Here is a 19,324-nt window from a genome sequence, read left to right as displayed (position 1 = left end):
CCGCCGGTAGCCTCCTCGCGTTTGGAGCGGCGAAAGAGATGAGCCGTAAAGCGGAGCGGGCATACCTCAAGCCCCCGGCCGACACCTCCGCCGCCCTGCCGTCCACGCGGTCCCTTGCGGTGATGATCGTGGCCAATACCGGTCACCACACGCTCGATGCCTGCCTCGGCAGCGTCGCCGAGCAGCTACCCGAGCTACCGGTCTACGTCTACGACAACGACAACGGCGGAGAGGAACTGGCGGCGCGCTACCCGGCGGTGCACTGGGTGACGGGCCCGGCCAACGTTGGCCTTGCCACCGCCTTCAACACACTGGCCGAGCACGCGCCGGCCGACACCGACCTGCTGTTGCTCACTTCCGGCACCCGTCTACTGGGGCCGTTGATCCGCACCAAAGAGCTGCTTAGCCAGCCTTTGGTGGCGGCGGTGTCGCCGAAGATACGTGACGACGACGCGCCCGCGCCCTGCGAATCACGAAGCGTCAAAAGGTATTTGGGTATCGACTGCCTGGCAATCAACCGGGCGGCCTGGAACAGCATCGGCGGCCTCGACGAAGAGTTCTTCGGTTACGGTGAGGCGGCCGATTGGCAGGCCCGTGCTCACGCGGCGGGCTGGCGCGTCCTGCCGGCCGACGAGTTCGGCTTCGATCGCGTCACTCCCGCTGCCGCAGCGGGCATCGAACGCACTCGCGACCTGGTGCGTGCCAACACCGCGCTGCTCATCGAGCATCGACACGGAGTTCACCACGCGGACGCATATCTGGCCGGCACTGCGCTGTTGCAGCGATTGCGGCGGCCGAAGCGCGGGCACACCGAGCTGCCGGCGATCGTGATCACCACCAACCGGCTGGTCTACGGCGGGGCCGAACGGCAAACGGCTTTGCTGGCAGCGGAATTGGATCGCCGCGGCTACTCGGTCACGATCGTCTGCATGCAGCGGTTCGGCCCGTTGATCTCCGAGATTCCACCGTCCGTCCGGGTGGTGCGCCAGCCTTGGTGGGCGACGGCCGTCGATATTGCGAAGGGTCCGGCGGTGCTGATCTCCGGCGACACCAACACCGAGACGGGATTCGCCACGTTGTGGCGGGCGGCCTCACCCCGTCGGCGCTGGTTGGTCGCGCCGCACGTTCCTCCCGAGGAGGACCGGCCCATCTACTCACGGCCACTGACCGCGGCCATCCGCCGCGCCGACGGCATTATCGTTCTGGCACAACGTCATTGGCACATACTGGCCGCGCAGCATCGGCTTTCTGGGCGGCGGTTCATCGCACCCAACGGCGTGGTCGCACCGGGTGAACCACGCAGGCGGATCCGGGCCGATGGCGAACCGGTGCACCTGGTGATGCTGTCGCGCATCCTCGAGCACAAGAACCCGCATGTGCTCGTCGAGGCGCTCAGCGGGCTCGCCGATATGCCTTGGCGGCTGTCGATTTTCGGCGACGGCCCCGATCGGGAACGGCTGCAGGCGCGCACGCCCCCCGAATTGCGCGATCGGGTGCGCTGGCGCGGATGGTCGCCGGGCCCCGGGCCCGCACTGGCCGACGCGGATCTGTTGTGTGTTCCGAGCCGCTCCGAGGCGTTCCCGCTGGTGATTCTCGAGGCGATGTCCCGGGCGATACCCGTTGCGGCGTCGGCGATCTGCGCCGTACCGGAAATGCTGGATTTCGGCGAGGCGGGCTATCTCGTCGAGCCCGTATCCGTGTCGGGGTGGCGAGAACAGCTGGCCCGGATCCTGGCGGACCCCGGCGCGCTGTCATCGATCGGACAACGCGGCTACGCGCGGATGCGAAAGCACTATACCGTGGAAGCGATGACCGACTCCTACCTCGACGCGATCGGGGCAGTATTGTGAATTCGCCTCGGGTACTGTGGCTTTCGCCGTGGACGCGGCCAGCGGTACGCGTGCAGGCCGAAGCACTACAGCGGCGAGGCGCCGACGTATTGTTGGTGACCTCCGACCAACATCCGGAGTCGGACGCCGCCCGCGACTACGAGTTGGTGCTCGATCCGCGGTTCAAGACCGCCGCGACATGGCTGCCGACCCTGAAAGCCTGGCAACAAATCCGGGCGTTCCGGCCCGACGTAGTGCTCGCCGAACTCGTCCGCGACCCACGCTGGATCGTGCTGGCCGGCCGGACCCCACGCATTCAGGTGGTGCACGACGACCGGCCGCACGATCCCGACGAACTGATGCCGGCCTACGAACGTGCCGTATTCGACCGCTGGGGCGCCCGATCGGCGGCCACCATCACCTACAGCGACTACGTCGCAGGTGCCGTCGCCACCCGGCGCGACGTCGCCGGCACGCCGGTACACGTGGTGCCGCTCCCCAGCGACGTCGACCTGTCCCGGATCCCCCCCCTTCGTCGGGCCCGAAGGGCGTCGCGACTTCGTCCTGTTCGGCCGGCTCAACCCCTACAAGAACGTCGACGTCGTGCTCGCCGCGTGGCAGCGCCACGTCGACGGGGGCGGTTGGCGCGGAGACAATCTGGTCCTGATCGGCAACGGGCCGCTGGACGCCGCCGCGCTCCCCGGACACGTGCGCTGGCGCACGGGCAGCTTCCGCTACGCCGACGTCATCCCGACCCTGGCCGCCGCGAAGGGTTCGGTCTCCCACTACCGGCGTGCGTCCCAGAGCGGGGTGCAGGTGCTCTCCATGCAGCTGGGCGTCATGCCGATCGTTTCGACGGCCGGAGCGCTGCCCGAATACCAGCCGCCGGGCTGCGACCCCATCGGTGCCGACGACGTTGCCGGGCTCGCCGCCGCCTTCGACCTGCTGGCCGACCCCGCCATCGCCGCCCAGCTCGGAGCGCAGGCGGCGCGTTACTACGCGCGGCACTGCGCCGTCGACATCGTCGCGCAGCGCTTCCTGGACGTCATCGCCGACGTGATAGCCCCTCGGCGCTGAGTTCTGTCAACGATGGCGCGGGCTGAGTGCGCGAAGGCCGCGCCGACCCTTGCTGCGCCCCGCGCCAAGCCCTTGCCAGTACGTCTCTAGCCACTCGGTCAGCTCACGGGCCCGGCCGAGCGCGTCCGGCGGTGCCGACATCGAGCGCGTCGCGTCGATCGCCGCGGGCAGCTCCTCCATCTCTCGGGCCACGGTCGCGAGTCCGCCTGCTTCCAGCTTCTCGGCGAACGGCAGCTGGTGCTCGTCGACGTGCTCGCCCAGCGACGAGCGACGGGGAACGATCACCGGGTGCTTGCCCTGCTCGATGCACGACAGCGCCGATCCGGCGCCGGCGTGCGTGACGACCACGGAGGCGCGCCGGATCTGTTCGCAGAGGTCTCCGAAGGAGAGGAAGCGCTCGAACCGGGCGTAGCGCGGCTCGTACTTACACGTGCCGAGCTGCACGAAAAAATCGTCCTCTACCGCGCCGGTGCGGGCCAGTTCGTCGACCGCGTGCGCCAGCCGGTCGAAGGGATGCACCTCCATCCCCATGATCACGAAGATCACACCACCCTCCCGTGATATTCCGTGCGGGGAATCTGGTCGACCAATTCGGGCCACTGCACCAGGAATCGGGAGGCGAAGGGCTTCACCATCCGCGCGGTCAGAGACAAGCCGGTGATGCGGGTGATGGATTCGACGAAGACGGTCGGGATCCGCAGGAACCACGCCAGCCACAGGAAGGGCGCGGCCACGCCTGAACCGGTAGTCAGGATCATCGCGGGGCGGTGGCGGATCAGGAGACGCAGGGCCAGCACCAGATTGCGCAGCAGGTTGGGCACGTTGCGAACGGTGGGATGTGCCGCCCAATAGACCTCATGCTCGTCGCGCAGCAGGTAGCGGGCATCGGCCGTGCCGAAACTGACCCAATACCGATCCTTGTCCTGCCAGAACTCCCGCAGACAGAACATCTCGTAGATGTGTCCACCGGACGATGCGATCAGCAGCAGGCGGCCCATGTCTCCCGTCACCTCCGGCGTCGCGCTGCTAGACGAGAAGACTAACGCCCGTTGCGGAAAACAGATCGATCAGATCGTCGAGAGCGGCGACCGACCGGATGCTAGCGTCCTCGTTGTTAGCTGGGCTCGCCAAAACAGCGATCATGTACAAGGACAGGGATGCCAGGCAGAGCGGTCTTGATCGGCGTCGAGTCCAACGCATCACCACTGATCTCCTACCCCTGGCTCGACGACGGAGCCGCATACATCGTCAATGCGGGACTCGAAATATGACTGAGAGGCGCAGACGATGATTCGGACGGCCATAGTCGGCCTGGGGAAGATGGGGTTGTCGCACCTGGCGATACTTCGTCCGCATCCGGACCTCGACGTGGTTGGCATCTGTGATTCGGCCGGCTATGTGCGCAATGTCCTCGGCAAGTACACCGGTCTGCGGTGCTACGACGACTTCGATCGGATGCTGGCGGAGTGCAAGCCCGAAGCGGTGGTCGTTGCCGTCCCGTCGAGGCTGCACGCGCCGACCGTCGAGAAGGCACTCAGGAGCGGGGCGCATGTGTTCTGTGAGAAACCGTTCGTCCTCGATGTGCGGGATGGCGAACGCTTGGTGGCTCTGGCGGAGAACAGTCAACTCGTAACTCAGGTCGGGTACCACTACCGCTTTGTCGGTGCGTTCCAAGAGGCGGCACGGATCGTCGCGTCGGGCGCGCTCGGGCGCGTACACCACGTGCGCGCCGAGGCGTACGGCCCGGTCGTCCTGCGCGAAAAGGGGAGCACGTGGCGCGGGGTGAAGGCCGAAGGCGGTGGCGCCCTTTACGATTACGCGTGCCACGCCATCGACTTGATGAATTTCATTGTCGGCGTTCCCCATTCGGTCGACGGAGTCGTGCGTCATAGTGTTTTCTCCCGCGACGTCGACGACGAGGTGTACTGCACGATGCACTACGCGGGCGGCGCAAGTGGCCAGCTGTGCGTGAACTGGAGTGACGAGAGCTTCCGCAAGATGTCGACCAAGGTGTCGGTATGGGGGACAAACGGCCGCCTGATCGCCGACCGGCAGGAGTGTCAGATCTATCTGCGCGAGGCACACGCCGCACTCCCCGAATTCGCACCGGGGTGGACGATCCGGTACACCACAGATCTCACCGAGGACGTCTGGTATTACCTTCGCGGCGAGGAGTATTCGGCGCAGATCGACTATTTCGCCAAGAGTGTGACCAAGAACCGGCTAGACGGCGAGAACACATTTCGTTCTGCACTCGACGTCGATCGTGTGGTCGACATGATCACCGGCGCCGCACTCAACGCGCGTCCCGCGCCGGTGACCTTCCACCGCAAGCTCCTTGCGCGCGTCAGGAGACGCGCCGCCTCGAAGGCATCGTGACCATGGACCGTGTGCTGTTCGGAGACAATCAATTTTTCGGCGTCAACCATATGTCCGAGGAAAAGGCGCGCGCACAGGCGATGCGTTTCCAGCACCTCCCGGCCGTGCTCGCGACGCTCGACGACGCCTACCGGGAAGGCATCCGCACGTTCGTCTGCACGACCCACGATCGCGTTGGCGAAATCTGTGATCATTTCCGCGCCAACGAGATTGAATACCCAGACTACGTCTTTTACCCATGCATGCCGTATGCGCACAAGTATGCGAATGCCGTGACGGAGTTCGGAATGATGGAGGCGCTCCGGAAGTTTTTGCCGGACACCGGGGCCGTCCGGTCGATGTTCAAGGGCGGCGTTGCTCTCGCCAGCAAGGACGTGGAGCCGCTGATGCAGCTGCTGGTCGATGCCGAGATGAAGATGTTCGCCGGACTGTCGACACCCGTCATCTTCCTTCAGAACGTCGTCACGGACCTACTTCTCGGGCTCGGAATGGACGAGACCTTCCGACTCTTCGCCGACCATGTCAAGCTGAAGTACAACGCCGAGCCGGGCTTCATCACGATGAACCTGCCGCGCCTCCTCGATGTGCTGGAGAAGCAGGGAATCGAGAACCCGATAATCTGCACCAATTTCAACAAGATCGGTTTCCGGATGTGTGGGGGCATAGAGCTTTACGAGAAGACGATCCGTGAACGCCGCTGCCGGGTGATCGCGATGTCGGTCCTCGCCTCGGGTGCGATCTCGCCACGCGAGGCGATCCACTACGTCTGCAGCCAGCCGCAGATCCACTCGATCGTCTTTGGCGCATCCAGCCGCACGAATATCCGGGAGACCAAGTCCCTGATCGACGAGCTCTGGCGGGCGCCGACATGATTCCCCGATCCACGCGTATCAGCGGTCATCTTTAATCCGAAGGTCCGCAACCCTTTCGAGCGTTTGCGAGGCGGTCCGCAAGCCGGACGCCCAGCGCGATGCCGAGCAGTGTCGGGTTGGCCTGGCTGGATGTCGGCAGGACGGACGTGCTCGCGACGTAGAGTCCGCGCACGCCGTGGACCTGCAGCTGTGAGTCCACGACGCCCCCTTCCGGGGTCGCCGACATCCGAGTGGTTCCGGACTGGTGGAAACCGGCCCGTTGCGCCATGTAGGCACGTACCGAACCCTCGACGTCGTCGGTGAGCCACTCGACGTATCCGACACCGTGGCGGCGAAGGTGCTCATCGATCGCGACGATGGCCTTGCGCACGCTCTGGTAGTCGGTGTCGGAAAAGTGCATGTGGGTGCGAATCCGGCGCATGCCCAGGGCGTCTCGTTCGTCGGCGAGCTCGACTCGACTCTCCCAGTGGCCGACATGCTCGCCGTGGTAGTGGAGCGGATATCGATTGTCGGCGCTCTTCACGAAAAAGCCCGGCGCCTTGCGGCCCCTGCGGAGGAACCGGGCATAGCAAAACGCGACCGCAAACGCGATGGATGGGAACAGGTCTCGCAAGATATTTCGCAGGTGCGCGCGAATCTGTGGCGTGGCGTCGGTTTTGGTGTGCGCCTCCCGAATCGCCTCCGCGAGCAGGAACCGGCCGACCGGAGATATCAGGGTGAGATAGACACCCGACAGAATCCCACTTCGATGATCGGGATCGCTGACCGCGGGGTTCACCAGCCAGACGGCGGAGTTCGGCATCCCGGATTCACGCTGTCGTTCGGGATCGATGGTAAAGCGGCGGCGAACGTACACCCCGCCGTTGTCCCGCTCGTGTCCGTAGATGACCTCGCCCGTGGTGAAATGCACGCGCGCGACCCGGGCCTCGACGTGACCCATGTACCACCGTCCGAGGTGCCCGCCCGCATTTCCCAGCCCACCGGGATGACGGCTGTCGGACACCAGCAGCAAACGTGTTGCCTCCAAACCACCGGTCGCGATGACGTAGTCCGCCGCCACGAATGTTCCCTGGCGGCCGTCGAGCGTCTTGACCACGAGGTGGTCGACGGCGTCACCGGCTTCGGTCGTCACGATTTCGGTGCACGTGAGGCCGGTCCACACGGTCAGACCCGGGGTGGCGCGCAACGCACGGCGATATTCGCGGCCGAAACGCGTTGGCAACACCCAGCGCTCGAGATCGGTCGTGCGCACGACACCGTCGGGAAGCCCCACGATCATGTCCCGATGCGCAAGCTCGGGGATGTCGTGCGCATTGAATGCCGCCTGACCGCACGCCGCCCAATCACAGGCCCGCTGTAGGTACGGCTCGACGTCGCGGTACCCGATCGGCCAGGGCGCCTGCGCGGTGATCGGCCGATCCTCGAAGTCGATGGGGTCGAACTTGACGCAGCGCCCACCCCAGAGGGCGGTAGTTCCCCCCACCTGCCGACTGACCGCGAGCTCACTACGCGAATGGAAGTAGTCGTCCTGCCGCGAATCGAAAGCCGCCAAATCCTGCGTCGCGTGCTGGGCATGCTCGCGACCGCTTTCGATCAGCGCCACCTGGACGCCCGATCTCGCGAGTTCCAGCGCCGTCGCGATGCCGATCGGACCGGCCCCGACGACCACCACATCGGTCTGGATCGTCGTGCCATCGCCGAACTCCCCGGGGCCACGAATCACGCGCAAGCACCCGCTCGAAACTCCTCAACCAGACCGAGGAACCGCGTCACGATCTCCGGGTCCGGTGGTGCGCAGACCGCGCTGGCCGCATCGGTGACCCGTTGCGGTTTGGTCGTGCTGTACAGGATCGCGCGGCATCCCGTTGCGGTAAGCGAAGACCCGAGGATCAACTTCGCGAGCATGCCCGGCGCCTGCGGGTCGATTTCGAGAGTGTCGCGCCAATGTCTGGCCAATTGCGCGTTCGTAGACAACGCCTGGGCGAGCCTCGCATGTGGCGCGTTCAGTACGCCGAACGCCACGTCGGCGGGCCGCGGCGCAGGGTCGAGCACGTCACCGCGAAGTTGACTCACTCCCTCGGGTGCGAACGCGCGGGCAAAATCTGCTTCGAGCCCCTCCTCTTGAGAAACGCCCCAGGCGCGAATCTTGCCCTGCTGGCGGGCACGCTCGAAAAATTCACGCAGTTGGTCGCTGGCCACCGTGTCCCCGGGCCGCGGGGCATGAACGAACAAGATGTCGACGTGGTCGACACGCAGCGCCCCGAGACTCTGGTCAAGGCTGCGTGCCGCGACGGCGGGATCGTAGAGCCGGGGGTCGTCGTCGGTTCCTGCTGCCGCTTGGCGGCACGCCGAAGCGCCGGCGCCTTTCGTAGTAGCGCCCGCGCCGGACCCTGAAATCGGGCAAGACGGCCAACCGCGCCGCCGACGTCGATGCCGAACTTGGTAGCGATGGTCACGGCATCACGATCCACCGTGCGCAAGAACCTCCCCAATTCCGCCTCGGCCATCCCCAAGCCGTACATCCGCGCGGTGTCGAAGTGGGTGATCCCGCTGTCGACCGCGCTGGCGAGTACCGCCATCCGCTCCTTGCGGAACGGCCACTGCATCAGGCTGCCGCATCCGAAGCCGACAGTACTCACCGTCAGCTGCGGTCCCGGAAGTTCAACTCGTTTCAATGCCACATCCCTCGTATATCCGGCGAAGCTGCGTTCCGATGACTTCGGGGCTGCGGGTCGCCGCGATGTGCGCCTGACCTCGGAGACCATCACGTTCGGCCAAGTAGGGATCGCGCAGGTAGCGGCCGATCGCCGCCGCCAGGGCGGGCACGTCACCAACCGGTACGAGCATGCCGGGGTCGGACGCGATCTGTGCTGTACCGCCCACCGGGGTCGCCACGAACGGCCGCGCGCTGGCGAGGGCCTCGGTGAGGATCATCGGCATCCCTTCAGCGAATGACGGAAGCGCAACCACTCGAACCGTCCGGAGCAGCTCACGGACACCATCCGGGGAAATCGGCCCATCAACGGAGAGGCGCTCGGTCGGCGGCGGAGCGTAGTCGTCGACGGGTCCGACTATTCGGCAACGCCCCTCAATGCCCTCGGCGAGAAGCAGCCGCCAGGCCTCGACAAGCCTGTCCACACCTTTGCGGTGCCCGATGGTGCCCGCAAAAAGCACCACCGGTGGCGTCGAGCTGGCGCGGGGCGCGTCTCGATCAATCACGATCGGGTTCGCCACCACGGAGGTTGACACCGCGGGCGCCACCTCGGCCACCGAACCGCGCGCTTCCTCCGATAGGACGATCACATGGTCGGCATGCTGCAACGTGCCCCCCACGAAGCGGGGACGTGATCTGGCGAACTCGGGAAAGTCGGGGCCGTGGATCGTGACGATAATCCGTCGGCCCCGAGCGCTGGCCAGGCGGATCAACGGTCCATCGCGCAGCCAGGCTCCTCCATTGGAGATGTGGAAATGCACGATGGTCGCGCGGGGCGCGGTGGCAAGCGCAACCGCCGCACGCGCCATCAGAAGCAGGTTCCTCACCTGGTTGCGGCCGCTCCATGTCGAAAGAACGCTCATGTCGTCCGCGCCAATCTTGTTGTCACGGATGACGCGGATCACCGACTGCGTCCCACCGATGCTGTACATGTCGGGCCCTACGTGAGTGACTGCGATCATTTTCCGCCACGCGCGCGCCAGCGCGGCTGACGGGTGTACGCACGCAAGTCCCCCAGCAAACCGGGCATACGGTCAAGATAAACCAGGTCGGCAACCAACCGGGTGACGCTCGCGCAATTTCAGCTGGGCGTCGCGGTCAGGGCCGGCGCGTGCTCGACTGGCTGGCCGGCAGCCTGGGCCCTGCGCCGCAAGCCGGCGTATCCCATCGCGGTCCCCAGGGCCAGACCCAGCCCGAGGGCGTCCATCGGCATCTCCGGCAACGGCCACACCGCGGATATCGCCAGGAGTCCGGCGCTGACCGCCGCACTGATCTTCGCCGGCGCGGACGCACAACGCAGCGCCAGGATCACCGGCGTGAGCGCGAACAACGCGAATACCGCCATACCCACGGCCCCGGCCTTGGCCAACCACCACAGGTAGAAGTTGTGGGAATAGGCGGGGTAGAGCGTCATATGGAACTCGTCGTTCCCGGTCGGCGGTTGATAGGGGTAGCCCAGGCCGTGGCCGAACACCGGGGCCGCGGCAATGGTCTCCTTGAGCAGATTGATTTCCCGCAGTCGCTCCAGCGCCGAATCATCTACGGCGAGCGCGCTTTCCGTAACTTCGCCCAGCACCCGTTGATTGAACGCGGCGAACTGATCGGCGAGCCATGCCCCGCTCTTGGAGCGTTGCAGCAAAAACAGCGACCCCGGCACCGCCATCGCGATGGCGGCCCCGGCGACGGCGAGAGCAGCGACTATACGGCGCAGGGCCGCCCAGCTCAAACTGCCCAGCAGGGCGATGCCGCCGGCTACCGCCATGGCGATCAGTGTGTTGCGGGAGAAGGACAGCAGCGAAATGAGCAACGCCGGGGGCCCGACCGCGAAGTACACCGCGGGTTTAACCCGGCCGACGACCGCGGCGGCGACGAGTCCGCTCAGCACGGCGGTGGCCGGCGTTTGGGTGGACACGATGATGCGCAGGGCCTGGCCCGCGCCCGTGGTGTCTTCCAGGCTTTCCGCACGGCCGGCCAGCCGGATCGCATGCAAGGAACTGACCACCGCCATGGCCGCCGAAAACCACAAAACCACGATCATCACGCGCAGCGAAAATGCCAGGTAGCCGCCGTAGACGACACACACGGCCAGCACGAACCCAACCACCAATTCGAGCATCGTCGACGCTTCGCGCATCACCACCAGGGGGAGTTGTCCCGTCGCGAGTCCGGCGATGGTGGAGACCACCACCACGAGCACCAGGATCCCGGGCAATCGGAAATCCGAGAACCGCGGTTTCACGACCGGGATCAGGTAGCAGATGGCGAGCACCGCGGCCAGTTGGTAGGCGTAAATCGTTACCGGGCCAAGGACTTTGCCGACGTGCAAGTCTTCGGGCAGCGCGGCGAACGCCCCAAACAGCGTGACCGCTACCATCCCCTCGGGTTTCACCCAGTAGACGACCACGCAGAACAACACGGCGGTGAGCACCACACCCTCGGTGGTTCGGCGCACCGCAAGCACGCCGAACACGAAGCACCCGAACGCGAACATCGCCAGCAGGGCTGCAGTTACCGCCATGCGATGGCGACTCTGCAGGTAGTGGATCACGCCGACCCTCTGGCCTTTGCCCGGTAGTTCCGTCCCGCGGCGCTGGTTCGCATTGACGGTCGGGCGTCGGTCAGCACGGTTCCGATGACCTCCGCGTTGACCGCGCGCAACGCCGTCAACGCGTCTGTGATTTCGTCGGCGGTGGTGCGCCTTGCCCGCACCACCAACACCGTGGCTTGAACCGCGCCGACCAGCAGGCCGGTGTCGACCGTCGCCAACACGGGCGGCCCATCGACCACCACCCGGTCAAAGCGCGAGGACAGGTCTGCCAGCACGGCGTCGATCACTTCCGGTTGGTACGAGCTGGCCGAGGGGGTCTCGCGGCGGAATGACCGCGACGCCAATACGAACAGTCTGGAGATCACCGTCGGCCGCACCGCGTCGGCGGCGATACCGGGGTTGGCCAGCGCGTTGGCCAACCCCTCCCCCGACTCGACGTTCAGCAGGCCGGCGATCACGGGCCGGCGAGTATCGCCCTCGACCAAGAGCACGTCCTCGCCGAGCTGGGCGAAGACGTGCGACACGTTCAGCGCGGTCGTGGTGGTTCCCTCGCCCCCGAAGGGCGCGGTGAGGAGCACGCGGCGGCTCCCGGTCCCCATCGCCCTGCGCAGGCGGGCGGCCAGGCCGCGCACCGCGTCGTCGAATGCGGCGTCGGTGCCGAACTTCGGGGCCGTGCCGCGCTTGCCGGGGAGCTCGGCCAGGGTCGGCAAACCCGAAAGCTCCTCCAGTTTTTCGCGGGTGCGCACGGTGCGGTCACTGGCCTCGCGGGTCAGCGCCACCGCGATGGCCAGCAGCACACCGGCGATAAAGCCGATCGCCATGTTGCGCGCCGGCACTGGCGAGACCGGAACGCGCGATATCCGGGGCGACTCCACCACCTTCGCGTGGGCGATCGGGAATGGCTTGTTCGTCGGCCCCAGCGGTCCCAGCGGTCCGGGGCCTCCCGGAGCGTCGGTCGGCGTAGCGATGGTGTCGGCCGGGCGCGGGTTGCCGGCCAGTGTCGGGACGAGGGCGCTGAACTGATCCGCCATCGCACCGGCCAGCGCGGCGGCGCGGGACGGATCGGTGTCCTTGACGCTGATCGTGAACAGCAACGATTTAGCGGTGTATTTGACTTGGGTTTGGCTCAGCACTTCATCGGGACTGATGGATAGTTGCAGCTGAGTGACCGCGCGCTCTGCGACGCTGCGTCCACCGGCGATCTGCGCATACGACGACAGCCGCTCTTGAGCGGCCATCGTGCCGCTGTACACCTCGTTGAGGTCGGTAGCACCGGTGAACGAGATCAGGACGGTGGCCGACGATTGGTAGTGCTTGTTCTGCACCGCCGTAACGAACGCGGCGCCCAGGGTACACATCAGCAGCGCGGTCACGGCGAGCTTCCAGTGCGCCGCGATAATCCGGACAAAAGTACGGAAATCCATCCCGCGAATACCCTTCTAACGGCCTAGCGGGTAAGAGCATACATTCGGTCTCCTATGGACGCTCTGCGCAAACCCAACGCTCATTATGCAGCGTCGTCAAATCAGGATCCGGCCGTCCGCCCAGGCAGCAGCGGACTTTTGCGTTGTTTTGCCGAGGCACCCTACGCGCCATTCACTGTCGTGGCGTGGAGGTGACCACGTCGCGCGGTATGTCGACCGTTGCGATGGGATACCACCCGGTTCCGTCGCGCCCGTCACGGGCCAGCCGCATCGGGGGGTAGTTCACGACGTGGGAGGCATCGGGTTTGTGCTGTTGCCAGGTGGCCGCCGCCTGCAGGGTGTAGTTCCCGGGCGGCAGGCTCCCGATGTCGACGGTCACGGTTTTGTTGGCCGACGCCGGGGCGGGTTCGGTACCCGAGTTGTCGCCGTGGACCAGGGTCTTGAGGTTCACGGTCACGGGCATCTCGCGGATCACCGCGCCCGTGAAATCCACCAGCCGGTAGCCGGGGACCCATTTCTCGCTGAGGCCGGCGGAGCCGTGGTTGGTCCAGGTGACCCCGATCGTCGCCACCCCCTCGCGGAACGTTTGCGATCCCGCCTGCGCTTCGGCCGTATACCGATAACCGGCAACCACGTTGGCTCGCGCCCACAGCAGGTACAACGCCGGGTCCATCGGACTACTCGAGTCCACCGCCGGGAAGTTGTAACTCGACGTCATCGATACGTGGTACTTGACGACGTCGCGCACGCCCTTTTCGTAATAGGACTTCGGATCGGTTCCGTCGGGCAACTGGCACCATTCGGTAATCACCAGCGCCGCGGCCATCCGGTCTTTCAGCTGACCGACGACCGGATCCTTCACCTGCAAATAGTGCGAGCCTTCCCGCTCGGCCCAGGCGGGCAAGGGCGCCTGGACGCCGAGGCAATCCGCGCGGATACCGACCGGCGCGGACAATTTCTTCGTGACGTCGTCGGCGAGCAGCTCCCGCACGATCTCCGGGTTCAGCGCCGTCGTCACCAATTGGGTATGAGGGAAGGCGCTGACATGCGCGGCAACGAGCTGCCGAATGGATGCGGCGGTGATGTCTTGGTCACGAAATTGGCTGTAATAGCCGAGCTTTGCCACGCTTTCGTCGGGGGCCGGGCCCGGCGCGCCCAGCGTGTCACGCTGATAGGAGATGTGGTTCTCGCTGAAGTCTCCGTAGCCGGAGAACTCGAAGACGCTCAGCCGCTCGTCGCCGTCGTAACGGCGACCCAGCGCGGCGAGCAGCGCAGAGAACGCGTCCAGGTACTGAGGGTCATTCCATTTCGGAACGACGTGCGTCACCCCGGCAGTCCACCAATAACGTTGCGGCCCAGTATAGTTGGCAGCCAGCGGCCACATGAAGTCGGGAATCGCGATGTTCGTGTTGTTCGGGTACCAGGAGTTGCAACAGGAGTTGTAGGCGACCACGCGAAGGGTCAGCCGCATGTTTGCGCCGGCGAGTTTTGCTAGCGCGTCGTCGATCACGCTGAAGTCGAACTTGCGATCGTCGGGTGCATCGGGAGGCAGCCTGGCCGGATCGACCGGCTGCAGCTGCCGCCAGGTGACACGCAAGCTGGCGTCGTAGGACGCCGGCCACGCCGGGTACTGGTGTTGGGCGGGACTGCCTTGCGGGAAAAGTGGCATCAGCAGGTCTTCGTACTGGCCGCGCAGCGGATTGGGCACCTCCTGCACGGTCAGCGGGATGGCCGGGCTGGCAATCGCGCTCAGCGGCTCGGGGCCATTCGATTTGCCACACCCGCTGAGAACCAGCGCCGCGCACACCGCAACGGCCGCCGTGCATTTGCTCACTCGTCGGATCACAGTGCGATGCTAGATGGCGCCCTGTGACAAAGCCTCACGATCGGCGAGGAACGGCATCGGCATCCAGCGTGCGGACAGTAATGCCTCCATCGCGTCGCCGGGGACGGGCCTGGACAACAGGAATCCTTGCGCACGGTGACACCCGTGCTGCATCAAAGTCAGTGCGGCAGCGGGTGTCTCGACTCCCTCGGCGACGACTTGCAGACCGAACGCCTCGGCCAGCCCGATGATGGCGCGCACGATGGCCAGGTCTCCGGCGTTGTTCCCCAGATCGCGCACGAATCCGGCGTCGATCTTCAGCATGTCGACCGGCAGCGACTTCAGATGTGACAGCACGGCGTAGCCAGTACCGAAATCGTCGATCGCCAGCTGCACACCGACCTCTTTGAGTTCGGCGAGGGTATTGCGGGTGGTCTCGATGTCGTGCACGACGGCGCGCTCGGTGATCTCCAGGCATAACGACGCGGCGTCGATGCCGAACTCCTCGATCGTCTCGGCGACGCTGCGCACGAAGCCGCGGGTGATCAGCTGTACCGGCGACACATTGACACGCAGGACCGCGCCCTGCCCCACACCGTTGGCACGCCACCGGCTGAACTCGGCGCAGGCGGTGCGCATCACCCAGCGGCCCAGCTCGCCGGCCAGGTTGGTCGATTCGGCCACGCCGATGAACGCGTTTGGCAACAGCAGTCCCCAGATCGGGTGCCGCCAGCGGACCAGCGCCTCGGCCGCCACCACCGCGCCGGTCCACAAGTCGACCTCGGGCAGATAGTGCAGCAGCAGCGCCTCGCTGCCGATATCGCCCTGCAGATGCAGCTCAATGTCGTTGCGGAAGGCGCTCTTCAACGACATGTCGTCGGTGAACACCGCGATCTGGTTGCCGCCGGCACGCTTCGCGGTGAGCACCGCCTCGTCGGCGCGGCGCAACAGCGCGGTGCAGTTGTCGCGCTCCGGCATGCCGACCGCCAGCCCGATGCTGACGGTGCGGCTGATCATGTGCCCGCCGATGGCCAGCCGCTCGCAGAGCATTTTCGACAACCGGCGGGCGAACGACTCCGCGGTCTCCGGCGACATCGACTGCTCGGGCACCACGACGAACTCGTCGCCGCCCAGCCGGGCGATCATCGCCTGGCTGCCGGCGCAGACCTGAATGCGCTGGGCGAAGACCCGGATGAACCAATCCCCCGCGGTGTGGCCCAGATAGTCGTTGATCGGCTTCAACCGATCGAGGTCGAGGTAGAGCACCGCGACGGGCCCCGGCTTTCCGGCGGCGAGCCGTTCGGACAGATGCGCGACCAGTGCCCGGCGGTTGTACAGGCCGGTCAGGTCGTCGTGCTCGGCCAGGTAGCGCAGCTTCTCCTCGGCCGCGATCCGCGCTTGCAGTTGCGCGAACAGGGTGGCGACCGCCTCGAGCACGTTGAGCTCGGCTTGCTTCCATTTGCGGGCGCCGAACCTGACGAAGCCGAGCACGCCGGTCGTCGTGTCGCCCGAAACCAGCGGCGGCGCCACCACCGACGGAACGTTCGGTTGCTTGGGGCCCGCCAGCCGGCGCCACCGCGAACCCCGGGGCGGACCGGCCGACACCACCACCGGTTTGCGGTTCTGTTCGACCTGGGACAGCAGCGGGTCGGCGCCGGTGTAGGGAACGACGCCGGCCGGGTCCGAATCCGGAACCTCGACGCGCGGTGGCCACTCCGCGACCAGCACCGAGGCGCGGGAAAGCTCGTCGCGGTGCCGCAAGAAGGCGGCGTCCACTTCGAATTGTTCGACGAGCTGCGCGAGGACCTTCTGACTCACCTCGATCGCGGTGGACGCTGTCGCGTCCACCAGTTGCGCGGCAACGGAGGTCACGACCAGGTCCAGGCTGCGCGGCATGGAGTCCTCCGATATGGGGCGCAAGTCCCGGCCGGGCGGCCAGATTTGAGCAGGTCACAGATGTATTAGTGAGAGAACCGTATCATGCACCACGCGTTTTCTCCGGGCGAAGGAACGCGTCGGCCGGCTGTGTCAACCGCTGGTTGAGTTCGGGTAGTCGCGCGGGATGTCAAGGGTGGCAATCGGGTACAGCCCAGACGCATCGCGCCCGTCCCGAGCCAGTGCCATCGGGCCGTAGTTCACCACGTGCGAGGCGCCCGGTTTGTGCTGTTGCCAATCCACCGACGCGCGCAGCGTGTAATGCCCCGGCGCCAACCCGGAAAGGTCGACGTGCACGGTCTCGGCGGACGACGCCGGGACCGCCTCCTCGCGCGACGGGCTGGAATCGTCATGCACCAACGTCTTGAGGTTGACCGTGGCCGGCAGCGTGCGCACCACCGCGCCGGTGGAATCCACCAGCTTGTAGTTGGGCGCCCACTGCTCGGTGGTTGCCGCGGCGCCGTAGTTCGTCCACTCCACCGAGATCGCCGCGACCTTGCCCTGGATGGACTGCGATCCCGGCTTCGCGTCGACCGAATACCGGTATCCGGCAGCCGCATTGGCCTGCGCCCACAACGCATAGAGCTTGGGGTCCATCGCCGATGTCGAATCCCGGTCCGGGAAGTTCGCGCTCGACGTCATCGACACGTGGTATTTGACGACGTCGTGCAGGCCCTTTTCGTAGTAGCCCTTCGGATCGGCCCCGCCGGGCAGGGAGCACCATTCGGTGATCACCGGAGCCGAGCGCAGTCGCTGCTTGATCCCGTTGACGATCGCATCGTTGTTCCGGACGTACTGCGAGTCACCGGATTCGGCCCAACCGGGCAACGGCGACTGCAGGCCGAGGCAATCCGAGCGGATGCCGACCGGGGCGGACAGCTTCTTGCTGGTGTCGTCGGAGAACAGCTCGCGCACGATCTCCGGGTTCTGCGGCGCCACCACTAATTGGGTGTGGCCGAAGGCGCCGACGTTCGCCGCGACCAGCTGCCGGATCGACGCGGCGCTGATGCTCTGGTCGCGAAACTGGGTGTATCCGGAGAACTCGAAAACGCTGAGCCGCTCGTCGCCGTCGTAGCGACGGCCCAGCGCCGCGAGCAGCTGGCCGAACGCGTCGAGGTAGTGCGGGTCATCCCAGTTCGGCACCACCTGCGGCACCCCGGCACTGTTCGGCGGCGGGGGAAAGCTGGTGGTCAGCGGACGCGCCCATTCGGGAACGGCGATGCCGGTGCCGTTCGGGTCGGCGCTGTAGGGGTATACGCGCAGGGCCAGCCGCATGTTGCGGCTGGCCAGCTTGTTCAGCGCGTCGTCGATCGCGCTGAAGTCGAACTTGCGATCGTCGGGCGCGTCGGCAGGCAGGGTGGCCGGATCGGTGGGCTGTAGCTGACGCCACGAGATCCCCATGCTGGCGTCATAGGACGCCGGCCACGCCGGGTAGCGCTGCTGCGCGGGATTGCCTTGCGGGAAAAGCGGATTCATCAGGTCTTCGTACTGGCCGCGCAGTGGATTGGAGATGTCAGCGACGCTGGGCGGGATGACCGGGGTGATCATGGCCGACAGCGGCCCGGGGTCGACGTGGCTCCCACAGCCGCTCAACACGAGCGCCGCGCAGGCGCCAACGGCCGCCGCGCCTCGCCTCAGTGTCCGGACCATCGTTGCGATGCTAGAGGGATTCGCGCCCCCGGGTGAGCGGCGGCTCCGCCACAGCCACCCGGATCAGTGATACAGCCCACATTCGACGGCCGGATTGTCAGCGGTACGCGCAAACGTTTGGGGTACCGGCGCTTCGACTAGGCTGACGGCTGACAAATTGCTGGCGACCCGCAGCCCGGCCGGTCCCCGTCGAGCTTGCGACCGCCAGAAGGCCGCCACTGGAGACCCCACAGATGCCCGTCGCACGCTCGGCCAAACATTGGCTGGTGCCCGTGGCAAAGACGATCGCGCCACAACTGTTCTGGCGGCGGAAGTATCGCGCCATGCAACAGCTGGGCCAATCTCGCGCGGACGTGCAGCTGACGGCGTCGTTGTGCGATCCCAACCGGGTCTCGCTGGATATCGGGGCGGACGTCGGCGAGTTCACGATCGCGATGTTGGCGGCGTCGCGGGCGGTGATCGCATTCGAACCCCGGCCGGCCCAGGCCCGCGCTCTCGCGTCGATGTTCGCCGCGGTCGGCGCCGCGGTCCGGGTGGAAGCGGTGGCGCTATCGGACCAACCCGGCGTGCTGCCGATGCGGGTGGTCGAAGCCGAGCCCGGCCGCAGCACGATCGACACCGACAACAGCCTTGGCGACGTGGACGGCGGCGAAATTCAGAGCATCGACGTGCCCGTCAAACGGCTCGATGATCTGCACTTGGACGACGTCGGCCTGATCAAGATCGACGTGGAAGGCCACGAACTGGCCGTGCTGCGCGGCGCCACGGACACCCTCACCCGCAGCCAGCCAACGGTCGTGGTGGAAGCCGAGGAACGCCACCACCCCAACGCGGTGGCCGAGATCACCAGGCTGATGATCGGGCTGGGCTACGCGGGCTTCTTCGACCTGGATGACGCTCGGCGGCCGATAGAAGAGTTCGACCCGGCACGTCATCAGAACCCCGCGAACGTCGGCAGCCGCGAGAACGGCTGGGCGGCCCGCGGCACCTACGTCAACAACTTCACTTTCTTTCCCAAGGGCTCGTAAGCGGAACCGCGCCCCCGGGTGAGCGGTGGCTCCGCTGCGCGACC

13 protein-coding genes and 2 pseudogenes are annotated in these 19,324 nt (G+C 66.3%); 5 read left to right on the top strand and 10 right to left on the bottom strand.

Annotation, left to right across the window (positions count from 1 at the left end):
- Positions 1 to 38: 38 nt before the first annotated feature.
- Together G6N54_RS24255 and G6N54_RS24250 are read left to right on the top strand one after the other, a co-directional pair.
- The gene (locus G6N54_RS24255) at positions 39 to 1,850 is read left to right on the top strand and encodes a glycosyltransferase (protein WP_163792708.1); all 1,812 of its coding nucleotides are present in this window, start codon (positions 39 to 41) and stop codon (positions 1,848 to 1,850) included.
- A pseudogene (locus G6N54_RS24250) lies at positions 1,847 to 2,906 on the top strand (glycosyltransferase family 4 protein). Before G6N54_RS24255 ends, G6N54_RS24250 begins: the two are co-directional and overlap by 4 nt.
- A gap of 6 nt (positions 2,907 to 2,912) precedes the next feature.
- Here G6N54_RS24250 and G6N54_RS24245 read toward each other — a convergent pair.
- Positions 2,913 to 3,452, bottom strand: coding sequence for a glycosyltransferase (locus G6N54_RS24245; RefSeq protein WP_163792705.1), 540 nt, complete (start codon positions 3,450 to 3,452; stop codon positions 2,913 to 2,915).
- Positions 3,449 to 3,904, bottom strand: a complete 456-nt coding sequence (locus G6N54_RS24240) for a glycosyltransferase family protein (protein WP_163792703.1) — start codon at positions 3,902 to 3,904, stop codon at positions 3,449 to 3,451. Before G6N54_RS24240 ends, G6N54_RS24245 begins: the two co-directional genes overlap by 4 nt.
- A 289-nt stretch (positions 3,905 to 4,193) precedes the next feature.
- Here G6N54_RS24240 and G6N54_RS24235 point away from each other — a divergent pair, with 289 nt between their 5' ends.
- Both G6N54_RS24235 and G6N54_RS24230 read left to right on the top strand, forming a co-directional pair.
- Positions 4,194 to 5,285: a Gfo/Idh/MocA family protein gene (locus tag G6N54_RS24235; protein ID WP_163792702.1), complete on the top strand. Its 1,092-nt coding sequence runs from the start codon at positions 4,194 to 4,196 to the stop codon at positions 5,283 to 5,285.
- A complete protein-coding gene (locus G6N54_RS24230) occupies positions 5,282 to 6,157 on the top strand; it encodes an aldo-keto reductase family protein (protein ID WP_163792700.1) in 876 nt (291 codons plus the stop codon). Before G6N54_RS24235 ends, G6N54_RS24230 begins: the two co-directional genes overlap by 4 nt.
- A gap of 31 nt (positions 6,158 to 6,188) precedes the next feature.
- Here G6N54_RS24230 and G6N54_RS24225 read toward each other — a convergent pair whose 3' ends face one another.
- The 8 genes and pseudogenes from G6N54_RS24225 to G6N54_RS24190 form a co-directional block, all read right to left on the bottom strand.
- Positions 6,189 to 7,880 carry an FAD-dependent oxidoreductase gene (locus G6N54_RS24225; protein WP_163794942.1) on the bottom strand — a complete coding sequence of 564 codons (1,692 nt, stop codon included), beginning with the start codon at positions 7,878 to 7,880 and terminating at the stop codon, positions 6,189 to 6,191.
- A pseudogene (locus tag G6N54_RS24220) lies at positions 7,877 to 8,802 on the bottom strand (aldo/keto reductase). Before G6N54_RS24220 ends, G6N54_RS24225 begins: the two are co-directional and overlap by 4 nt.
- 16 nt (positions 8,803 to 8,818) lie before the next feature.
- Entirely contained in the window at positions 8,819 to 9,832 is a 1,014-nt protein-coding gene (locus tag G6N54_RS24215; RefSeq protein ID WP_163792699.1) for a glycosyltransferase family 4 protein, read from the bottom strand.
- Positions 9,833 to 9,951: 119 nt separating this feature from the next.
- Positions 9,952 to 11,388, bottom strand: a complete 1,437-nt coding sequence (locus tag G6N54_RS24210) for an O-antigen ligase family protein (RefSeq protein ID WP_179969120.1) — start codon at positions 11,386 to 11,388, stop codon at positions 9,952 to 9,954.
- 26 nt (positions 11,389 to 11,414) lie between these two features.
- The gene (locus tag G6N54_RS24205) at positions 11,415 to 12,842 is read right to left on the bottom strand and encodes a polysaccharide biosynthesis tyrosine autokinase (protein ID WP_163792696.1); all 1,428 of its coding nucleotides are present in this window, start codon (positions 12,840 to 12,842) and stop codon (positions 11,415 to 11,417) included.
- 172 nt (positions 12,843 to 13,014) lie between these two features.
- Complete coding sequence (locus tag G6N54_RS24200; protein ID WP_372513288.1) at positions 13,015 to 14,688, bottom strand: hypothetical protein; 1,674 nt, start codon at positions 14,686 to 14,688, stop codon at positions 13,015 to 13,017.
- Positions 14,689 to 14,697: 9 nt separating this feature from the next.
- Positions 14,698 to 16,563 carry a putative bifunctional diguanylate cyclase/phosphodiesterase gene (locus G6N54_RS24195; protein WP_163792694.1) on the bottom strand — a complete coding sequence of 622 codons (1,866 nt, stop codon included), beginning with the start codon at positions 16,561 to 16,563 and terminating at the stop codon, positions 14,698 to 14,700.
- 132 nt (positions 16,564 to 16,695) lie between these two features.
- Positions 16,696 to 18,252, bottom strand: a complete 1,557-nt coding sequence (locus G6N54_RS24190) for a copper resistance CopC family protein (RefSeq protein WP_163792692.1) — start codon at positions 18,250 to 18,252, stop codon at positions 16,696 to 16,698.
- Positions 18,253 to 18,485: 233 nt separating this feature from the next.
- Between G6N54_RS24190 and G6N54_RS24185 the strand changes: the two genes are divergently transcribed.
- On the top strand, positions 18,486 to 19,280 hold the full coding sequence (locus G6N54_RS24185; RefSeq protein WP_163792690.1) for an FkbM family methyltransferase: 795 nt from the start codon (positions 18,486 to 18,488) through the stop codon (positions 19,278 to 19,280).
- Positions 19,281 to 19,324 lie beyond the last annotated feature (44 nt).

Source organism: Mycobacterium stomatepiae (genome assembly GCF_010731715.1).
GTDB lineage: Bacteria > Actinomycetota > Actinomycetes > Mycobacteriales > Mycobacteriaceae > Mycobacterium > Mycobacterium stomatepiae.
Note: the sequence above shows the minus strand (reverse complement) of the source record. Positions and strands in the feature narration are given on the sequence as shown.